Origin of the sequence: Paractinoplanes abujensis, assembly GCF_014204895.1 — a bacterium.
GTDB lineage: Bacteria > Actinomycetota > Actinomycetes > Mycobacteriales > Micromonosporaceae > Actinoplanes > Actinoplanes abujensis.
Genome location: NZ_JACHMF010000001.1, coordinates 3,967,370 through 3,985,070, shown reverse-complemented (window position 1 = coordinate 3,985,070; position 17,701 = coordinate 3,967,370). Strand labels below are relative to the sequence as shown.

18 protein-coding genes are annotated in these 17,701 nt (G+C 70.5%); 9 read left to right on the top strand and 9 right to left on the bottom strand.

Annotated features, from left to right (window positions below):
- Positions 1 to 29: 29 nt before the first annotated feature.
- The 6 genes from BKA14_RS17715 to BKA14_RS17690 all read left to right on the top strand — a co-directional run bounded on the left by BKA14_RS17715 (position 30) and on the right by BKA14_RS17690 (position 6,902).
- Positions 30 to 782 (top strand): response regulator, encoded by a 753-nt coding sequence (locus tag BKA14_RS17715; protein ID WP_184952042.1) that lies wholly within the window; start codon positions 30 to 32, stop codon positions 780 to 782.
- 22 nt (positions 783 to 804) lie between these two features.
- Positions 805 to 2,499 (top strand): hybrid sensor histidine kinase/response regulator, encoded by a 1,695-nt coding sequence (locus BKA14_RS17710; protein WP_184952041.1) that lies wholly within the window; start codon positions 805 to 807, stop codon positions 2,497 to 2,499.
- Between the two features lie 194 nt (positions 2,500 to 2,693).
- Entirely contained in the window at positions 2,694 to 2,840 is a 147-nt protein-coding gene (locus tag BKA14_RS17705; protein WP_184952040.1) for a hypothetical protein, read from the top strand.
- A gap of 705 nt (positions 2,841 to 3,545) precedes the next feature.
- Positions 3,546 to 4,676 (top strand): epoxide hydrolase family protein, encoded by a 1,131-nt coding sequence (locus BKA14_RS17700; RefSeq protein ID WP_184952039.1) that lies wholly within the window; start codon positions 3,546 to 3,548, stop codon positions 4,674 to 4,676.
- The gene (locus BKA14_RS17695; RefSeq protein ID WP_184952038.1) at positions 4,666 to 5,529 is read left to right on the top strand and encodes a class I SAM-dependent methyltransferase; all 864 of its coding nucleotides are present in this window, start codon (positions 4,666 to 4,668) and stop codon (positions 5,527 to 5,529) included. Before BKA14_RS17700 ends, BKA14_RS17695 begins: the two co-directional genes overlap by 11 nt.
- A 155-nt stretch (positions 5,530 to 5,684) precedes the next feature.
- Complete coding sequence (locus BKA14_RS17690; protein ID WP_221477278.1) at positions 5,685 to 6,902, top strand: low temperature requirement protein A; 1,218 nt, start codon at positions 5,685 to 5,687, stop codon at positions 6,900 to 6,902.
- 13 nt (positions 6,903 to 6,915) lie between these two features.
- Here BKA14_RS17690 and BKA14_RS17685 read toward each other — a convergent pair whose 3' ends face one another.
- The 3 genes from BKA14_RS17685 to BKA14_RS17675 all read right to left on the bottom strand — a co-directional run bounded on the left by BKA14_RS17685 (position 6,916) and on the right by BKA14_RS17675 (position 8,843).
- Complete coding sequence (locus BKA14_RS17685) at positions 6,916 to 7,290, bottom strand: nuclear transport factor 2 family protein (RefSeq protein WP_184952037.1); 375 nt, start codon at positions 7,288 to 7,290, stop codon at positions 6,916 to 6,918.
- Between the two features lie 32 nt (positions 7,291 to 7,322).
- Positions 7,323 to 7,997, bottom strand: coding sequence for a hypothetical protein (locus BKA14_RS17680; protein ID WP_184952036.1), 675 nt, complete (start codon positions 7,995 to 7,997; stop codon positions 7,323 to 7,325).
- Between the two features lie 129 nt (positions 7,998 to 8,126).
- On the bottom strand, positions 8,127 to 8,843 hold the full coding sequence (locus BKA14_RS17675; RefSeq protein ID WP_184952035.1) for a TetR/AcrR family transcriptional regulator: 717 nt from the start codon (positions 8,841 to 8,843) through the stop codon (positions 8,127 to 8,129).
- Positions 8,844 to 8,945: 102 nt separating this feature from the next.
- Here BKA14_RS17675 and BKA14_RS17670 point away from each other — a divergent pair, with 102 nt between their 5' ends.
- Together BKA14_RS17670 and BKA14_RS17665 are read left to right on the top strand one after the other, a co-directional pair.
- Positions 8,946 to 10,154 carry an FAD-dependent monooxygenase gene (locus BKA14_RS17670; protein WP_184952034.1) on the top strand — a complete coding sequence of 403 codons (1,209 nt, stop codon included), beginning with the start codon at positions 8,946 to 8,948 and terminating at the stop codon, positions 10,152 to 10,154.
- Positions 10,155 to 10,229: 75 nt separating this feature from the next.
- On the top strand, positions 10,230 to 10,856 hold the full coding sequence (locus BKA14_RS17665; protein WP_184952033.1) for a LysE family translocator: 627 nt from the start codon (positions 10,230 to 10,232) through the stop codon (positions 10,854 to 10,856).
- A 1-nt stretch (position 10,857) separates the two neighbouring features.
- Here the strand turns inward: BKA14_RS17665 and BKA14_RS17660 are convergent, their stop codons facing one another.
- From BKA14_RS17660 to BKA14_RS17650, 3 genes are all read right to left on the bottom strand, one after another.
- Complete coding sequence (locus tag BKA14_RS17660) at positions 10,858 to 11,766, bottom strand: alpha/beta hydrolase (RefSeq protein ID WP_184952032.1); 909 nt, start codon at positions 11,764 to 11,766, stop codon at positions 10,858 to 10,860.
- Between the two features lie 32 nt (positions 11,767 to 11,798).
- Positions 11,799 to 12,188 (bottom strand): DUF2255 family protein, encoded by a 390-nt coding sequence (locus BKA14_RS17655; RefSeq protein WP_184952031.1) that lies wholly within the window; start codon positions 12,186 to 12,188, stop codon positions 11,799 to 11,801.
- A 62-nt stretch (positions 12,189 to 12,250) separates the two neighbouring features.
- Positions 12,251 to 13,897, bottom strand: a complete 1,647-nt coding sequence (locus tag BKA14_RS17650; protein WP_184952030.1) for an alpha/beta hydrolase — start codon at positions 13,895 to 13,897, stop codon at positions 12,251 to 12,253.
- 194 nt (positions 13,898 to 14,091) lie between these two features.
- Between BKA14_RS17650 and BKA14_RS17645 the strand changes: the two genes are divergently transcribed.
- On the top strand, positions 14,092 to 14,835 hold the full coding sequence (locus BKA14_RS17645; protein ID WP_203722890.1) for a helix-turn-helix domain-containing protein: 744 nt from the start codon (positions 14,092 to 14,094) through the stop codon (positions 14,833 to 14,835).
- 146 nt (positions 14,836 to 14,981) lie between these two features.
- On the opposite strand, the gene BKA14_RS17640 is transcribed toward BKA14_RS17645, so the two are convergent.
- The 3 genes from BKA14_RS17640 to BKA14_RS17630 all read right to left on the bottom strand — a co-directional run bounded on the left by BKA14_RS17640 (position 14,982) and on the right by BKA14_RS17630 (position 17,698).
- Positions 14,982 to 16,151, bottom strand: coding sequence for an acyltransferase family protein (locus BKA14_RS17640; RefSeq protein WP_184952028.1), 1,170 nt, complete (start codon positions 16,149 to 16,151; stop codon positions 14,982 to 14,984).
- Positions 16,148 to 16,900, bottom strand: a complete 753-nt coding sequence (locus BKA14_RS17635; protein WP_184952027.1) for a DedA family protein — start codon at positions 16,898 to 16,900, stop codon at positions 16,148 to 16,150. The genes BKA14_RS17640 and BKA14_RS17635 overlap by 4 nt, the downstream gene beginning before the upstream one ends.
- Before the next feature lie 135 nt (positions 16,901 to 17,035).
- Positions 17,036 to 17,698 carry a TetR/AcrR family transcriptional regulator gene (locus BKA14_RS17630; protein ID WP_184952026.1) on the bottom strand — a complete coding sequence of 221 codons (663 nt, stop codon included), beginning with the start codon at positions 17,696 to 17,698 and terminating at the stop codon, positions 17,036 to 17,038.
- Positions 17,699 to 17,701: the final 3 nt, after the last annotated feature.

Genomic DNA, 17,701 nt, shown 5'->3' with positions numbered 1-17,701 from the left:
AGGGAACTGTTCCGGTATACGGTGCGTAGATGGCCACGGCATCGTCGGCGAATCCACAGCAGGTCGGCACCGACGACGCTCGGCAGCTGTCAGCGCGGGCACGGCGTCCAGTGATCGGGTTTGTCGACGACGAGTCCGACCTGGTCGCGATGAGCGCCGACTACCTGATCCGGGACGGGTTCTCGGTGGTGACAGCCGGTGACGTCCGCGGTGCCGACGCGCTGCTGCGAGCGCATCCCCTCGATCTGCTGGTCCTCGATCTGATGCTGCCCGACGGCAGTGGGCTGGATCTGCTGCGCGGGGTGATCGCCGGCCGGCACCTACCGGTGATCATCCTGACCGGGCGGGCCGAGGAACACGAGCGGATCGTGGGCCTCGAGCTCGGCGCCGACGACTATGTCGTCAAACCGTTCTCCCTGCCCGAACTGGGGGCGCGTATCCGGGCGGTGCTGCGCCGGGCCCAGTCCGCCGGCGCCGAGACGGTGCACCGCGTCGGCACCCTGACCGTGGACACCCGGTCGCGGCAGGCCGGCGTCGACGGCCGGGCCGTCGACCTGACCCCGCTGGAGTTCGACCTGCTGGCCACATTCGCCGCGGCGCCCCGGCAAGTGTTCACGGCCGGTCAGCTGCTGGCCGCGGTGTGGGGCTCGACCTCCGGGGGGCGCGAGCGTTCCGCGGTCGCCGAGCACGTCTACCGGCTGCGCCGCAAACTCACCCGGGCCGGCGTCGTCCGGCCGCGGATCGTCACCGTCCGTGGCGTCGGCTACCGCCTCGACCCGTGACCTGGCAAGGAGGCGAACCGACATGACGCCGGTGGTCGACTATCAGCGGCTCTTCGACGCGCTGCCGTCGCCGTACCTGATCATGACGGCGGACTTCACCATCGTCACCATCAACGACGCTTACGCCGCCGCCACCATGATCGACCGGGAGTCGGTGGTCGGGCGGCCGATGTTCGAGGTGTTCCCCGACAACCCGGACGATCCGGAGGCCGACGGGGTCCGCAACCTGCGCCGATCCCTGCAGACCGTGGTCGACACCGGTAAACCTGATGCCCTCGCGTTGCAGCGCTACGACGTGCGCGCCCCGGACGGGACGTTCGTGCCACGCTACTGGAGCCCGGTCAACACCCCGCTGCCGGCCGAGGACGGCACCGTTGCCTACATCGTGCACCGGGTGCAGGACGTCACCGACCTCGTCGAACTGCGCCGCGCCGGCCGCGAACATCAGCAGGCCGCCGACGCGCTGCGCACCCGTGTCGACCAGATGGAAGCCGACCTGTTCACCCGCGGCCGCGAACTGCAGGACTCCAACCGGCAACTGCAGCAGGTCAACGCCGAACTCGCCGCCACCAGCGCCGCACTGCGGGCCCAGCAGCAGGCCAAGGACCAGTTCATCGCCACCCTCTCCCACGAACTGCGCAACCCGCTCGCCTCCGCCCGCGCCGCCCTCGACGTGCTCGGCCTGGACATTCCCGACCATCCGGCCCGGGCCGTCCTGGACCGGCAACTGACCGCGCTGACCCGCATGACCGACGACCTGCTCGACGCCGCCCGAGTCGTCACCGGCCGGCTGCACGCCAGCCGCCATCCACTCGACCTGCGCCTCCTGGTCGCCGCCACCGTCCGCGACGCCCACGCCATACGCGCCGCCGGCGTCGAGAACGAGCAAGAGATCCGGCTGATCCAGCCCGACACCGCCGTCGTCGTCGACGGCGACCCCGTCCGGCTCGCCCAGATGCTGACCAACCTGCTCGACAACGCCCACAAACACACCCCCGCCGGCACCCCCGTCACCGTCGAGGTCAGCACCGCCGACGGCCACGCTCGGATCGACGTCCACGACGCCGGAGCGGGCTTCACCCCCGAGGTAGCCGCGACCCTGTTCGACCCGTTCGTCCGCGCCGCCACCGCCGGCCACCGCGCCTCCACCGGGCTCGGGCTCGGACTGGCCGTCGTACGCGGCATCGCCGAAACCCACGACGGCACCGCCACCGCCCACAGCGACGGCCCCGGTGCCGGCGCCACCTTCACCGTCCGCCTGCCGCTGACCCGCGGCCCCGTCACCGGCCCGCGCCCGGCCGGCCCGCCGGCCCGGCCCCCGCTACGCATCCTCTTCGTCGACGACAACGAAGACCTCGCCGCCATGTACGAACGGCTGTTCACCGAACGCGGCGACACCGTCACCGTCGCCGCCACCGCCACCGCTGCGCTGACCGCCGCCCGCCGTACCCCCTACGACCTGATCCTGTGCGACCTCGCCCTCGGCGCGGACAACGACGGCTACACCGTCGCCCGCCGGCTACGCCGCAGCAGGACCCACCGCCACACCCGCCTGATCGCCGTCTCCGGCTTCAGCACCGACACCGATCGCGCCCGCAGCCGTACCGCCGGCTTCGACGCCCACCTGGCCAAACCCCTCGACCCGGCCGACCTCGACCGGCTGCTCGCCACCTGGACCCACCAGTGGACGCGTCCGCTGTCAACGGACGAGGCCTGATGCGTGCCGCACCCGCCGCCCGGCCTCTCACGCCTGATCTCGCGAGGGCTGCCACCGCTCGACAAGAAGTGGTGCGGCAGTGAGATCAGACCGTCGCTCAACGCGAACGGAACCTCATCGACGTCGAGCTGATCGGCTCGGCGGCTCGGGTCGTCAGTGAGCTGGTGACCAACGTAGCCGCGCACGCTCATACCATGATGTCGCTGACAGTCCGGCTGCAGCTGTGTCACCTGCACATCGCCGTGGTCGACGGCTCGGCCGTGCACGCCGTCCGGCGGCCCCTCGATCCGCACCGGGCAGGCGGGCGGGGCAAGCATCCAGTGCCGCCGCGTCCACGGTGAAGTCGCGCTGGATCAGATCCGGGCGCCGCGCCGCGGCCGGCGGGGTTCAAGGTCGTCACCCTGACCGCGCCGACTGCAACGGTGTCATCGGCAAGCTCCGGCCCCGCAAACTCGGGTTCGACGTCTGCATGTTCAGGCTCCACAAGACGTTCGGGGCGCCCCAGCGCGGCGTCGGCGGACCTGCGGCCGGCGCCTACGGCTGCTCGGCCGAGCTCGCGCCTTTCGGCGCCGCACAAAACAAGTGGCTCACCGGCTGAAGCCCGTGCGACCGGCGACCCGGACACTCGGGCCACGACCTGGCGCGCTCACCAGCGAAAGACGGGCCGCTAGCAGTCTCGGCGACACGCGGCCCACCTGGGGCGAGCGCCGGGCGGCGTTGTCGCGGCTCACTCGGCTTGACTGTGTCGCAACGACATGGTTTCCACTGGAGAGGCACAAGAGCGGCTCGGCTCGGACGGGGACGGTCCGCCGAGTTCGTGGCCGACGGCGTACCTAGTGGAAGGACGGACGGCGATGCCCGTGGCGGTCTTCAGGACACCCGAGGCGCGTCCGGCAGCGCGGGAGCCGCGCACGTGTGAGCTTCACGCGACCACCGAGGCGCAAAGTTGATCTTCTGGGGGCCGGCGGACAGACGCGCCGTCTCCGGCCTGCTGCCCGCTTCAGAGGTGGCGGCACACCGATTTCGCACTGACCGAGGAGCGCCGCATGATCGAGTCCTATCCCGTCCACATCCCCGAGGATGACTTGGTGGATCTGACCCGGCGCCTCGACCGGGTGAGGCTGCCGGAGCTCGAGACCGATCCCTCGCAAGGCGTCTCCCTGGACCGGTTGCGGACACTGCTCGAGGCCTGGCGCGGCCACGACTGGCGGAAGCTGGAAGAACGGTTCAACACGATCGGTCACCACCGGGCGCACATCGACGGACTGGACATCGCGTTCTGGCATGTGCGGTCGCCCGAGCCGTCGGCCGTACCGCTGCTGCTGACCCACGGCTGGCCCGGGTCCGTGCTGGAGTTCGAGGATCTGATCGGGCCGCTGACCGATCCGGTCGCGCACGGCGGCTCGGCCGAGGACGCCTTCCACGTGGTGATTCCGTCGCTGCCGGGGTACGGCTTCAGCGGCCGCCCCGCTGAAACCGGCTGGGGATTGGCCCGGACCGCGCGGGCCTGGGCCACGCTGATGACGGAACTGGGCTACTCGCGGTTCGCCGCGCACGGCGGCGACTGGGGCGCTTTCGTCACCATCGAGCTCGCCACCCAGGTGCCCGAGCGTCTGGTCGGCCTGCACCTGACAATGCCCGTCGCGTCCCCCCTTCCCGAGGATCGCCAGAGCGCCGACCCCAAGGAGCAGGCGATGATCGCCCAGCGCGATCAGTTCCTGTTCGTGGACGGCACCCACTCGATCGTTCTCGGTGCCAAACCGCAGACGATCGGCTATTCGCTGCTGGACTCGCCGGCCGGGCTGGCCGCGTGGCTGGGTGAGAGGTTGACCGCGTTCGCGGACGACGACGGGGTGCCGCTGCAACGGCAGGTGGACAACATCGCGCTGTACTGGTTCACCCGTACCGGAGCTTCCAGTTCTCGGTGGTACTGGGAGGCCCGCCGCGACACACCGCTGGGCGCGGAGGCGGAGAACGCCCGCCCGATCGAGGTTCCCACGGCGTGTTCGCTGTTCCCCGGCGAGCCGTACCCGATCGCCCGGCGATGGGCCGAGCGCCGGTTCCGCAAACTGATCAGCTGGAACGAGATGGAGCGGGGCGGCCACTTCCCGGGCTGGGAGCAGCCCGCGGTGCTGGTCACGGAGATCAGAAACGCGTTCCGGCACTATGGGCGGTGATGCTCATCGCCGGCGGCAACTCGCCCGGCAGATCTCGCCCTCCAGCCTCGGCCAACCCGACTACAACGAGGCCGCCCGGGGTTGGGACCGGCTCGAGTTCCTCATCCGGCCGGTCGCCGAAGCGATTGTGGAACGATTGCCCGACCCGGCGCCGGGTGCGTTCGTCCTCGACCTGGGGTGCGGTACCGGCGAGCCGGGGTTGACGGTCAGGACGCGTCACCCGGCGGTCCGGTTGCTGGGCGTCGACCGGGCGGACCTGATGGTCGAGATCGCCCGGGCCAAGGCCCGCAGCCTCGGCTTCGACAACACGACGTTCGAGACCAGGCTGATGAGTGACACGGCCGTCGCGTCGGCGTCGGTCGACCTGCTCGTCTCCCGTTTTGCCTTCCTGATGCTGGATCATCAGACCCTCGACCTGTCGTTGGCCGAGGCGACCCGGGTGTTGCGGCCCGGCGCCGCCTACTCGTTCGCGGTGTGGGACCGAAGCGAGCTGAACACCCTGATCACGTTGTTCCGATCGGTCCTGAGCGGTTTTCCCGGGGGTGAGTCGCTCCCTGACCCGTCGGCGATCAACTACCTGGCGGATCCGGGACATCGAGCTGACCTTCTGCTGCGCGCCGGCGTCACCACTGTCGAGGAGGCCCCGCTCAGCTGGGACACCCGCATCCCGGACCGGGACTCACTCGTCGACGTGCTCGAGCACACTCCTTTCGGCGCCTTCTTCACGTCGCTGGAGCCCGCCGGCCGAGCGGAGGCCGTGTCCCGCATCATCGAGAGGGCTGGCACCTACCGGGAGCCGGACGGCGGCTACCGGTTCCCGACGACCTGCCGTCTGTTCTGGGGCCGCCGGTGACACCGTCCGGCCGCGGTGGCGTGGCGCAGTTTCTTGACTGTGTTGTGGGAACACGGTTTTCAGTAGGAGCCGTCCGGCCGCGACAAGGGGGCTGACCTACGACGGGCGCTCCGGTCGTCTGCGGTCCTCAACCTTCGCAATCCGAGTAAGGGCAGATGATGGCAGCACCCCACAGTCGTTACCGGCTCGTGCCGATGCGGCCGCGCAACCCCCACGAGCCCGGCCGAAGCGCGTCCAATCTTGAGCTGTTCTTCGACCTGGTGTTCGTCGTCGCCGTCAGTATCGCCTCGGTTCAGCTCCACCATGAGCTGACCGAGGGGCACATCTTCGAGGGCGTCCTCACGTACGCCTTCGTGTTTTTCGGCATCTGGTGGGCCTGGGTGAACTTCACCTGGTTCGCCACCTCGTTCGACACCGGCGACTGGCTCTACCGGCTGATGACCATCGTCCAGATGGGCGGCGTCCTCGTCCTCGCCTCCGGCATCGAACCCGTCTTTTCCGACCACGACTTCGCCCTCGTCGTCCTGTCGTACGTGCTCATGCGGTTCGCGCTGGTCGGGCAGTGGCTCCGCGCTGCGCGGGCGGCTTCGGACACGCGCCGCTCCGCCCTCACCTATGCGACCGGCGTCACCCTGGTGCAGATCCTCTGGCTGACCAGTCTGCTGCTTCCTGCCGACGCCCTGCCCGTAGTGTTCCTGATCCTGGTGGCGGCCGAGCTCACCGTGCCCGTGGTGGCCGAGCGCCGCGGCGGGACTCCGTGGCACCCGCACCACCTGGCCGAGCGGCACGGGCTCTTCGCCCTCATTCTGCTGGGTGAGAGCCTGCTCGCTTCGGCGAACGCCATCATCGAGGCGCTTCGCGAGGCGGATTCTCTCGGCCCGCTCATCATGATCTCGGCGCTCACCCTGATCGTCACCGCGGGGCTGTGGTGGATCTACTTCTGGGCCCCGCATCACCACACCATCGACGGGTTCTCCAAGACCTTCTTGTACGGCTACGGCCACTACTTCATCTTCGCCGCGGCCGGCGCCTTCTCGGCCGGAATCGAAGTGGAGATCGACGTCCTCACCGGTCACAGCGAATTGCACCCGCCAGGCGCGTCCTTCGCCTACACCGTCCCGATTGCCGTCTTCATGCTCGGCGTCTGGCTGCTCGTGATCCGCCCCGTGGCCAACGGCGTCATCAACGCGGTTGTTCCGGCGGGGGCCCTCCTCGTCCTCATCGACCCGATCATCCCCGTTCCGACCGCACTGACGGCCGTCTTCCTGATCGCCGTGGTCGTCGTGCTCGTCTGGCAGGAACCGAAAGTCGAGCCAGCGGCCGGCTCGGGCGACCGCGACCGGCATGCCGACGGCGGCATCGCCGCGCCCTGAACCGGCGTTCCGGTCAACCGGGCCGGCGGGTGAAGGTGTTGCGCAGTTCGACGATGCGCCCGTCCGGCCCGATGACCGCGTGCTCGATGCCGGCGACGGTGATGACCGCGCCGTCGATCGTGCGGGCCGCGCACACCCACTCCACCCGTTGGCGGCCGTCCGGCAGCACCGTGGTGTTCCAGTAGTGCTTGGTCGCGGTGTGGAAAGCGACGAACCCCTGATAGAACTCACGGATGGCCGCCGCGCCCTGGACCGGGGTGTCGTCGATCTGCACCACGGCATCCGGAGCGAACAGGCCGAGCAGGTCGTCCAGGGCCGCCTTGTCGGCGACCGCGCGGTCGGTGGCGGCGAGGTAGCGGTCGAGCGTCAGAGGCGAAGCCTCAGTCATGTGACGATGTCCTTCCGAGGAAGCGGGAGAGGTCAGCTGCCGGGTTGTGCCGGTGCCGCGCCGTTGTCGACGAACGTGTAGACGGTCCGCAGCGGGGCGTCGCTCAGTTCCTCCGCGATGAGGCCGCGCTCGGGGGAGATCTGCAGGTAGGCACCCTGGTTGCTGATGCCGTAGCCGTCCGCTGACGCCTCGGGCGCCGTGCGTACCCGGAACAGTTGCCCCGCGCGCCGCGTGTCGCAAGCCGCGGCGACGACGGTAAGCGGATCGGCCCCGTTGTTCTTGACGCCCATGCAGGACGGCTCCCCGCCGGCGCCGGCCCTGGCCGTACGGATCTGGTGCAGCCCGTCGCGGACCGGCACCAAGACGAAGAGCGCGAAGTCGGACCCCCCGTCGGTGAGGTTGAGCCGGCCCCGCCCGTCGACGGCCAGGACACCCTCGGGGCCACCCGCCGGCCGGATGGCGACCTGCCGCCGGCCGCTGAGGATCGGTCCGTCACCGCCGCTGCCCGCGGCTGGGGTGCGGGTCGGCCGGCCGGTGGTCGTGGTGGGCTCGGGCGCGGGCCTCGTCGTGGGCGCGGTCGTGGCTGAGGCCGGCGCCTCCGGCGACACCGGCGCCGCGGCGTCCGTCGGACTTGCCGAGCCGCATCCGCACATGGTCAGGGCGACCCCGGCCACCAGCAAGGCGTTGTGGGCATGGGTACGGAACATCGCAGTCCTCCCGGGTCTCGTCGAGTTCGTCGGCCGCGCAGATGCATTGGAAACCGTGTTCGTGCCACACGGTCAACCCGGGCGGTCGGCTACTTCCCGGTGCAGCCGCTCAGGGACTGAGAACGCCGGTCAATGCCTGGCTCCGGTGGGGGCCTCGGCCGGTGGGCGTTCGTACGGCCGCAGCCGGGCCGTGGTGGGCCGGTCGGGCGCGGCGGCGGCGACGAGGGCGTCGACGGCGTCCTCCAGGGCCTCGAGCACCTCGGGCACCGCGGCCGCGACACTCTCGACGGGTCCGTCGAGCCGGTCGTAGGCCGAGGACACGAGGTGTTCGAGCGCCGTCAGGATCGTCGGCCGCTCCGGCGGCTCGCCGAGCGCCCGCACCAGGGCGCCCGTCATGGCCACTTCCATGCCCGCGATGACGTCGTCGGTGTCGAGGTCCCGGACGAGGTCGTACGACCGCATGACGTCGACGATGCGGCGGAGCGCACGCCTCGGGGCGACGGCCAGCGCGGGGGCGGACGTCAGCTGGTTCGCCAGTAACGGCGCCGTCGACGGGTGGTCGAGGCCGGCGGTGATCTCGTGCCGGGCGATGGCGCCCAGACTCAGGCGCAGTTCGTCGCGCCGCAGGCCCGTGGCCAGTGAGGCCAGCGTCCGGGCCACCTCGAGGCCGACGACCGCCTCGTGCAGCCGCGTTTTTGACGGCCAGTAGAGGAAAACTGTCCCCTTGCCCACACCGGCGCGGGCCGCGATCTCGTCCACAGTGGCCCGGTCGACGCCGGCTTCGCGGAACTGCGCCCGGGCCGCGGCCAGAATGACCTCGGTTCGGTCCTGTGCCGGACGCGCCACCTCGCGACCCCTTCTCTCGTCTGACCGCATGCTATCGAACAGAGTTTATGACTCGTGATAGCTTTCTGGTCAATAACCGGTATCGCCCGTAGAGGAACAGTCATGAAGACCCAGCGTGCCCTCATCGTCGGCATGGGGATCGGGGGCCTGGCCACCGCTCTTCGCCTGCACGACATCGGGTGGGAGACCGTGCTCGTGGAGCGAGCGGCCGAACGCCGGGCTCCCGGCTACTTCATCGCCCTCTTCGGCACCGGCCGGGCCGCGGCCGAACGGCTCGGTGTTCTGGACGCCATCGGCAACCGCCTGGACGACGACGCCCGCAACTACGACATCGACCGGTCCGGGCGGCGTCGGCCCGGGATGGGCCATGCCGACCTGCCCGGCGCGCCCCGGCTCGTCCTGCGCGGCGACGTCGAGTCGGCGCTGTTCGACGCGGTATCGCCCTGGGCCGAGATCCGCTACGCGACCACACCGGTCAGGATCGACGAGCACGCCGACGGCGTGCTCGTGACTCTGCGGACCACGACGCCGGTCGGGCCGGCTGACGTCTCCGAACGGTTCGACCTCGTCGTCGGCGCCGATGGGCTGCGCTCCACGGTGCGCAGCCTGCACTTCGGCCCGCCCGAGGACTTTCTGCTGCCGTTCCGGCACATGATCGGTGCGACCATCCTCCAGCGCCCGGTGACCGGGTTCCGCGCCAGTGACGGCTTCGTGCTGGCCGAGCCCGGACGGTCGGCCTGGGTCTTCGCCTTCGCCGACCACCAGCCGGGAGTGCTGTTCAACTACCGTACGACCGACGAACAGGCCGAGTTCGGCCGGCCGCCGGTCGAGTCGATCCGCCGGGCCTTCGGCCCCGAACCGCTGGGGCCCGTGCTCGAGGATCTGGTGCACCAGTTCGGGGCGGCCGGGGACGCGCTGTTCGACGCCGCCTACCAGGTACGCATGCCGTCCTGGCACACCGGCCGGGTAGTCCTCCTGGGCGATGCCGCCTGGTCCTTGACGCTCTATTCCGGCATGGGCGCCAGCAGCGCGCTCGCGGGGGCGGACCTGCTGGGAACCACACTCCAGCGCAATCCCGGTAATCCGGTCCGGGCGCTGCGTGAATGGGAGCAGAAGCTGCGGCCCTTCATCGGTGCCGTGCAGACGACCGCCCACCGGGACCTGGTGATGTTCGTACCGCAGACCAGGCGGGACCGGACTGCCCGGACCGTCACCCTGAACCTGCTCCGCAACCCCGTTGTCAAACGCGTGATGAAGGGCGTCATCTCCCGGCAGTTCCGCGAGAAATCGATGGATGTGGCGGGGGTGTGACCCTTGACCCTGTGGTGGGAACGTGTGGTCGGGTGGGCCGGACAGTGATCAACGGTGGTGCGGGAGAACGCAGAAATGACTGACTGGGCCGGATACCTCGGCGCGGCCGTGCTGGTGTCCCTGATCCCGGGGGCCAACCAGCTGCTCGGTCTCGGCAACGCGGTCCGGTACGGCGCCGCACGGGCCATGGCCGGGGTGGCCGGGCGCCTCGCCGCGTTCGTCGTCCTGATCGGATTGGTCGTGGCCGGGCTGGGCGCGGTGCTGATCGCGTCCGGCACGGCCCTCGAAACGATCAAATGGGTAGGCGTGGTCTACCTGGCCTGGCTCGGTGTGTCCAGCCTGCGCAGCGGCCTGCGCCCGGCCGGCCCGGGCGTCGCGCCGGCGGACGCGGGTGGGGCCTGGCGATCGATCGTCACCCGCGAGTTCGCGGTGGCGATCAGCAACCCCAAGGCGCTGCTGTTGTTCGCCGCGCTGCTGCCCCAGTTCACCGACACGACGGCGCCGGGCGCGAGCCTCGACCTGGCCCTGCTCGGCGCCGTCTATCTGCTGATCGAACTGGTCGTGGGGCTCGGTTACATCGGCCTCGGCCGCCGCCTGGGCGCCACCGGCATCCCGGCCCGTACGCAACGACGGGTCGACCTGGGCACCGGTGTTGTCTTCCTCGGCCTGGCCGGCTTTCTGGCCGTCGACGACCTGAGCTGAGTCACAGCCTGTCGGCGTAGAACGTGGCGAGCCGGTCGACGGCGGCGTCGACGTACTCGGGGATGTCGTACATCTCGTAGTGGCGGGCCCGGGGGACGATCACGCGCTCGACCGGGTTGGGCGCGAGCTTCCAGAGCCGCTCGCCGGCGGTGTCGAACCCGGTGCCCTCGAGGTTCTCGGCCAGGATGAGCAGCAGGGGCTGGGTCATGAGCTGGTCGACCAGGTGGAAGGCGTCGTAACCGAGCAGGAGCGTGTCGCCGCGGGAGAGCCGGCGGTTGGTCGAGTGCTCGTTGATGCCCCGTTCCGTTCGGTAGTACCTGATGGCCTGCAGCAGGTCGACGTCGGTGATGCCGGCCGCTTCGGCCTCGGCCATCGTGTCGGGCAGCCAGTTGTCCCGGTGCAGCACGCCGGTGCGGACCTCCTCGAGGCGGGCCTCGGCCATGGCGTCGAGGGCGGCCACCGGTCCGTCGGCCTGGAAGCTGCGGAACGAGGCCCCGATCTCACCCGGGTCGACCGCACCGACGGCTTTGATGCGGTGGTCGGTGCGGGCCGTGTGAATCGCGTAGCCGCCACCGGCGCAGATGCCGAGCACACCGATGCGGTGCGGGTCGATGCCGGGCAGGGCGGTGAGAGCGTCGATGGCGTACGAGATGTCCTCGCCCCGCTGGTACGGATCTTCCAGGTCGCGGGGTTCGCCGCCGCTCTGACCCTGGTATGCGGGGTCGAAGACCAGCGCGGCGATGCCCCGGGCGGCGAGGCGGGAGGCGTAGTTGGCGCCGATCTGCTCTTTGACACTGCTGCCGGGTGTGGAGAGCACCACCGCGGGCAGCGGCCTCGTCTGGTCGAGCTCATACGGCAGGTGCAGCTCGGCGTCGAGCGTGATCGGTCCGCGAGGAATGGTCAGGTGCATGGGACAGCGCCTTTCTGTTCGGAAATGGTGGCTCAGACGAGCGGTGCCACGCGGAGCGTCGCCTCTCGGGCTGATGGTCTGGTCATCCGGCGGACGCCGAAGCCGCGGCCGTAGCGGGCCCGCAGGGCGTGGTCGACCTCGTCCTCGCGCCCGTGGTCGACGATGAAGGCCACTTTGATCCGCCGGCCGTCGACCTCGATCGCGCCCTGACCGGTGCGGGTGGCTCCCCGGTACCAACTGCCGCCGGTCCCGTTCAGCGAGCGGATGAGTTCGTCGTCGCCGACGCGGACATGCCCGATCAGGACGAAGGAGCGAAGTGTCCCGTCCGGTCGTGCCCCCGCGACCCGAATCAGCGGCGCGTCGTCGAGAGCTGCCAACTCGGCCGCGTCCCAAGCCCGGGTGGGTGGTGTTCCAGTGCTCATGAGTTCCCCTTGTACGGAATGAGCAGCCTCGACCCATCAGACACTGTGTTCCGGGAACAGGGTCAAGCTCCCTGGTTCCCCGCAATGGGGGCGAACGCCCGGTCGACGACAGGAATCAGTTGCTTGCCCCGGCTCTCGGCGAACGTTTCGGTGTTCCCCGTGAACGGCTGCGGAGCGTCGGCGCAAACCGGGTTCCCGGCCGGCGGCGTGCCGGTCAGCAGGTAGGCGTCGATCAGGGCGGTGGCACAGGCACCGCGCCCGTACGCGGTGTGGCCCCAGTTGTTGCTGGACAGCAGCCGTGAGTTGGGCAACAGCCGGCTCGTGGAGACCGCGCCCGCGTAGTTGGTCGACGGGTCCCAGAAGTTGCCCACCACCAGCACGGGTGCCGCGGTGCGGCGATGGAACGGGCCGGTGTACGCGTCCTCGTCGCGCACCGTCCACGTGCTGCTCGCGCACGCATTGTCCTTCCAGACCAGGTCGCCGCCGCCGAAGTACGGGGCATTCTTCTCCCGGGCGGCTACGGCGGCCGGCCAGTGCGCGGCCCGGGCGGGGAAGCGGCCGTCGGTGCAGAGGACGCCGAAGACAGCTTCCCGGCTGTTGTCATAGGGCCGGTCGCCGGCCGTCCGGAGCCGCTTCAGCAGAGCCGCGGTGTCGCCGTCGAGCGCGTCCCGGACCTCGGCGGCGAGGGCGGTGACCTCTTCGCCCGCCGTCGGCAGGTACATGGCCGTGTGGACGTCGGTGATGAACCTCGCGTACGTGATCGTCCGGTCTCCGATCACCAGGGGCTTGGACTTGAGCCGCCGGGCGATCGTGTCGAAGTTGCGTACGGGGTCGCCCGCCGCAAAGGCACAGGCCGTCTCGCCGGCCCGGTCGCACCGCCGCAGAATCTCGAACAACGCCCGGGACGCGGCGCCGGAGGAGTTGATCCGCTCATCGAGGATCTGCCGGGTGTTGCCGACCCAAGCGCGCGCGTCGAGCACGCCGTCGACAACCAGGGCGCGAAAGCGGTCAGGGAACATGTTGGCGTAGTACTGGCCGAGGACACTGCCGTAGCTGAGGCCGAGGAAGGTCAGCTTGTCGTCGCCGACCGCGCGGCGCAGCACGTCATGATCACGGGCTACTTCGGCGGTGGACATCGACCCGGCCAGTGGCCGCCCGGTGGTCGAGCACGCCCGGCCGTACCGCTGGGAACCTCGGACGAACGCTCGCTTCTCCGCCTCCGTGACCGGGAACAACTCGCCCAGGTCGCGCAGGGCCGGCGCCTGCTGCTCGGCCGACGCGAAACACCGCACGGGCCGGCTGGAGCCGACACCGCGCGGATCCACGCCGACGATGTCGAAGCGATCGAGCAGCTCGTCGCTCAGGAAGAAAGGCGCGAGACGGGCGATCTGGGTGGCCGAGACGCCGGGCCCGCCCGGGTTCAGGAACAGGCTGCCGATCCGGTTGGCCTGGTCGCGGGCCTTGACCCGCAGGACGGCCACGTCGGTGGTGGCGCCGCGCGGCTGGTCGTAATCGAGCGGCAGCTGCACGGTGGCGCACTCGGCGATCTCCAGACAGGCCGCCCAGCTCAGCCGGGGCGTCGGTACCGCGTCCACCTTGCGGCTCTCCGCTGCGCCGCTCCGATCCGGGGCAACCGTGGCTTGAGCCGGGGTCGCGCCGGCCAGTGCGACGGCCACACCTGCGACGACAAGCCATTGTCCGACCTTCACGGCGTCTCTCCTTCGTCGGCGAGCAACCCATGCTGATCACGAGCAAACAGTGTGTTGCCGCAACACAGTCAAGACCGCGCCGGCCTGGAAGGCTGCTGCCGGCGACCTCGGCTCCGGCGGCAGTACTATCCCGTCCAGCCGGCGAGAAGATCAGTAAGGTTGCCGCCGGATCGTCGGCTGCAGGAGGGGGAGAAGTGGCCTGGAGTACCCGTGAGGTCGCTGAACTGGCCGGCACGACGGTCAATGCCGTCCGGCACTACCACCGAGTGGGCCTGCTCGCGGAACCGGAGCGCCGGCACAACGGCTACAAGCAGTACGACGTTCAGCATCTGGTCACCCTGCTGCGCATCCGGCAACTCGCCGACATGGGGCTGTCTCTGGCCCAGATCGCTGAGCTCGACCGGGACGGCGACCTCGACCCGGAGATGATGCGACAGCTCGACGCCGCCCTCTCGGCCAAGGTCGAGCAGCTCGGGGAGATGCGGTCGACGATCGCGACAATCATCCGTGGCGACGCCCCGGCTCATGTCCCGGCGGGCTTTGAATCCGTGGCGTCGCGATTGTCGGAGATCGACACGTCGCTTCTGCACGTCTACGGCCAGCTGTATGACGACGACGTACTGAAAGACTTCCGCCGGATGGCCGAAGCCGATACCGATCTGATCGGCCGCGAGCTCGAGGCCCTACCGCCGGACGCCGATGAGGCGGCTCGCCGGCACCTGGTCGAGCGACTCGTGCCGGCCCTTGTGCAACGCCTGGTCGACTATCCCTGGATGCGAGATCCGGTGGCTCGGCTGTCGACCGGCAAGCACAGCAACCGGCAGACCCTGGCCGACGCCATGGCCGTGTTCTACAACGCCGCTCAGATCGACGTGCTGCGCCGCGCGAACACCATCGCGTTCCGGCAATTGGGCCTGAAGGTGCCTGAGCTGAACTAGGACCTGTCCTGGGCCCCGGCGCGGATCCGCCGGCGGCGGAGGCGATGGACCGTAAGGGGACGCCGCAGAGCCCGCACGGGCACGATGCCTGAGCCGGGAATCAGGCATTCATCGGTGGGGTAGCCACTGATCCGACCGGCCCGGACTCAGTGGCTGACCGGTTCGGTCGACGCCGCAGTCTTCGCTGGTTGTACGGGACCCCGGGGCACCGGGTGCTCGTACCGGCGTACCAGCACCACCAGGCCGGCCAGCACGACCGCGAGCACCGGATACCAGGCGAGCCGGGCGGCGACCCAGCCGCCGTCGCCGGGCGCGTCGCCGAGGCCGGGCAGTGTGCCGAACCGGCGCGCCACCTCCGAGACGCCGACGAGCGCCACTTGGTGCCAGCAGAAGATGCTCATCGCGCTCAGGTTGAGCGCAGCCACGACGGCCCAGACCCGGGGCCGGCGCAGCAACCGCTCGATGCGCTCGCGCATCAGCAGCGCGCCACCCGCCTGGATCGCGGCGAGGGCCGGCACCATCAGCGACGGCGGGTTCGAGTTGGAGCGCATGGCGCCGGGCACACTCACCAGACTCACCGGATACTTCAGCACGACCAGCAGGACCACGAAAAGAGCCAGTCCGCCGGCGAGCAGACCGCCCGCGATCCGCCGGTCGACACGCCCGCTGGACCAGGCCACGCCCAGTTGGTAGGCGAAGGCCCAGGCCGGCAGCACACTCAGATATCCGACCGCGGCCGGCGTGCCGTCCAGGCCGAAGCGCGCCAGGTCCACCGCCGCCACCGCGGCCGCGAACGCCGGAATCACCCAGAGCCCACCACGGCGGTCCAGCCGTAACGCGTACGGCGTGAGGGAGGTTGTCACCGCGTAGACGCCCATGAACCACAGCGGCTGCACGAACAGCACGACGGTGGTCCGCGCGGTGCCCGCGCTGAGCCCGAGAAGACCGAGCAAGGGCAGCGCCACGGCCAGGATCATTGTCGCGGCGACAACCGGCCGCCCGATCCGCCACAGCCGGCGGCGCACCCAGGCGATGTCGGTCTCACCACGGGCCCTCGCCCGGTGGAGTCCCTGCGCCGCCGTGTAACCGCCGACGAGAAAGAACAAGCCCAGCATCTGCAGAAACCAGGTAGCCGGATGCAGCCACTCCAGATATCGCATCGGACTGTCGATCCGCAGACCACCCGCTCGGGTCTCGACCAAGGCGCCGACCAGCCAGTGGCCGCTCACGACGCCCAGGATGGCCAGGGCCCGGAGCCCGTCTATGAACCGGTCGCGCTGCCGCACGACGTCGTTCGAGCCGGTTGCCCGGGTCATCGGGTCACCGCCGACGATGCGACGGCCGCATGCTCGGGGATCCGGCCGACCGGCCCGGCAACTGCTGCGCCGGGTGCGGCCAGCACGGCCGCGACCGTCATCGTCGCGACCGAGGCCCGAAGCTCGCGTTTCCCGGCCCCGGCCGGCTTCCCGGCATGGCGGTGGGGTCGAGCGGTGAGGCGACGCCGGGTCAGTTCCACGATGCTGCCGACCAGAAGCGACGCCCCCAGCCCGACAGCGACGCCGAGCAACGGCCGCTCAGCGAACGCCGTGCCGCCCAGCACGCCCAGACCGGCGATGTACGCCGCCCAGGCCAGCGCCGCGATCGCCGAGGCCGGGCTGAACCGCGACAGTGGCACCCCGGCCGTGCCGGCGGCGACGTTCATCGTCACGCGACCACCGGGCAGGAACCGTGAGGCCACGATCAATGGGCCTGCCCGGTGCTCGAGCTGCCGGCCCGCTTCGGTCACGGCACGGCGAAAGCGCGGTGACCGGCCGAGCAACCGCGGGCTGGAAGCGCTGCGGCTCAGGCCGTACGCGAGGTGGTCGCCGATGAACACTCCGGCAGCGGTGGCCACGACGACCAGCACCAGGCTCGCCGACCCGGTGCGGGCCAGCACACCCGCCGTCAGGACCGCCGCCTCGGACGGGACGACCGGCACGACGCCGTCCAGACTGCTCAGGCCCGCCAGCAGCGGGTAGAGCAGCGGCGCGGACATCACCGGGTCGATCAGGTGCATCAGATCCATGCACCGAAGCGTGGGCGCGCGGTACCGGCTGCGGCGTCAGCCCACGGAGCCGTTGCGGATCACCCTCGGGTAGGGGTGGGACTACCTCGCCGGACGGACGCCACCCGTACGGGGGCTCGGCGCAGTCAAGGCCCGTCAGGTGACCGGGCGACGTGTCTCGGAATCGCCGGACGGGGCCGGGGCGAAGGACGCGACGGCGTCGGGATGCGCACCCAGCGCGCCCAGCACTGTGCGGACCGTGAGGTTGGTGCGGGCGCCGAGCTCGTCGCCCGCACCGGGGGTGAGCTCGGGGTCGTCGGCCGGCAGCAGGTCGACCTCGTTGAGCACCGCCAAGTAGATGCGGCGGCACCAGTCCGGATTGCCGGCGGCGACGGCGCCGGCGGCGTGCAGCCGGGCGAAGAGCAGGTCCACGCCTTCGCGGACTTCCGGGCTCAGCATCGTCCGGCCGGTGCCCGCGTCCATGGTGGCCATCATGACGGAGCGATGACTCAGCTTGAGCTCGAAGATCAGCTCGGTGGCGCGGTGCAGTGCGACCAGGGGCGGGGCCGTGGCCACGCGGGCCCGGCGCACCACGTCGAGGAAGAGCGCGTTGAGCCGAGCCGACAGCGTCTCGAGCAAAGCCGCCCGGGACGCGAACCGCCGGTGGACGGTGGCCCGGGCCAGCCCCGCCGCGTCGGCGATGCGCTCGAGTGACGCGTTCGGGTCATCGGCGAGGACGGCCCGGGCCGCGTCGAGGATGCGGGCAGTGCTCCGCTCGGCGTCCGCCCGGACGCGCCTCGGCGAGGTGGCTGCACTCATGAC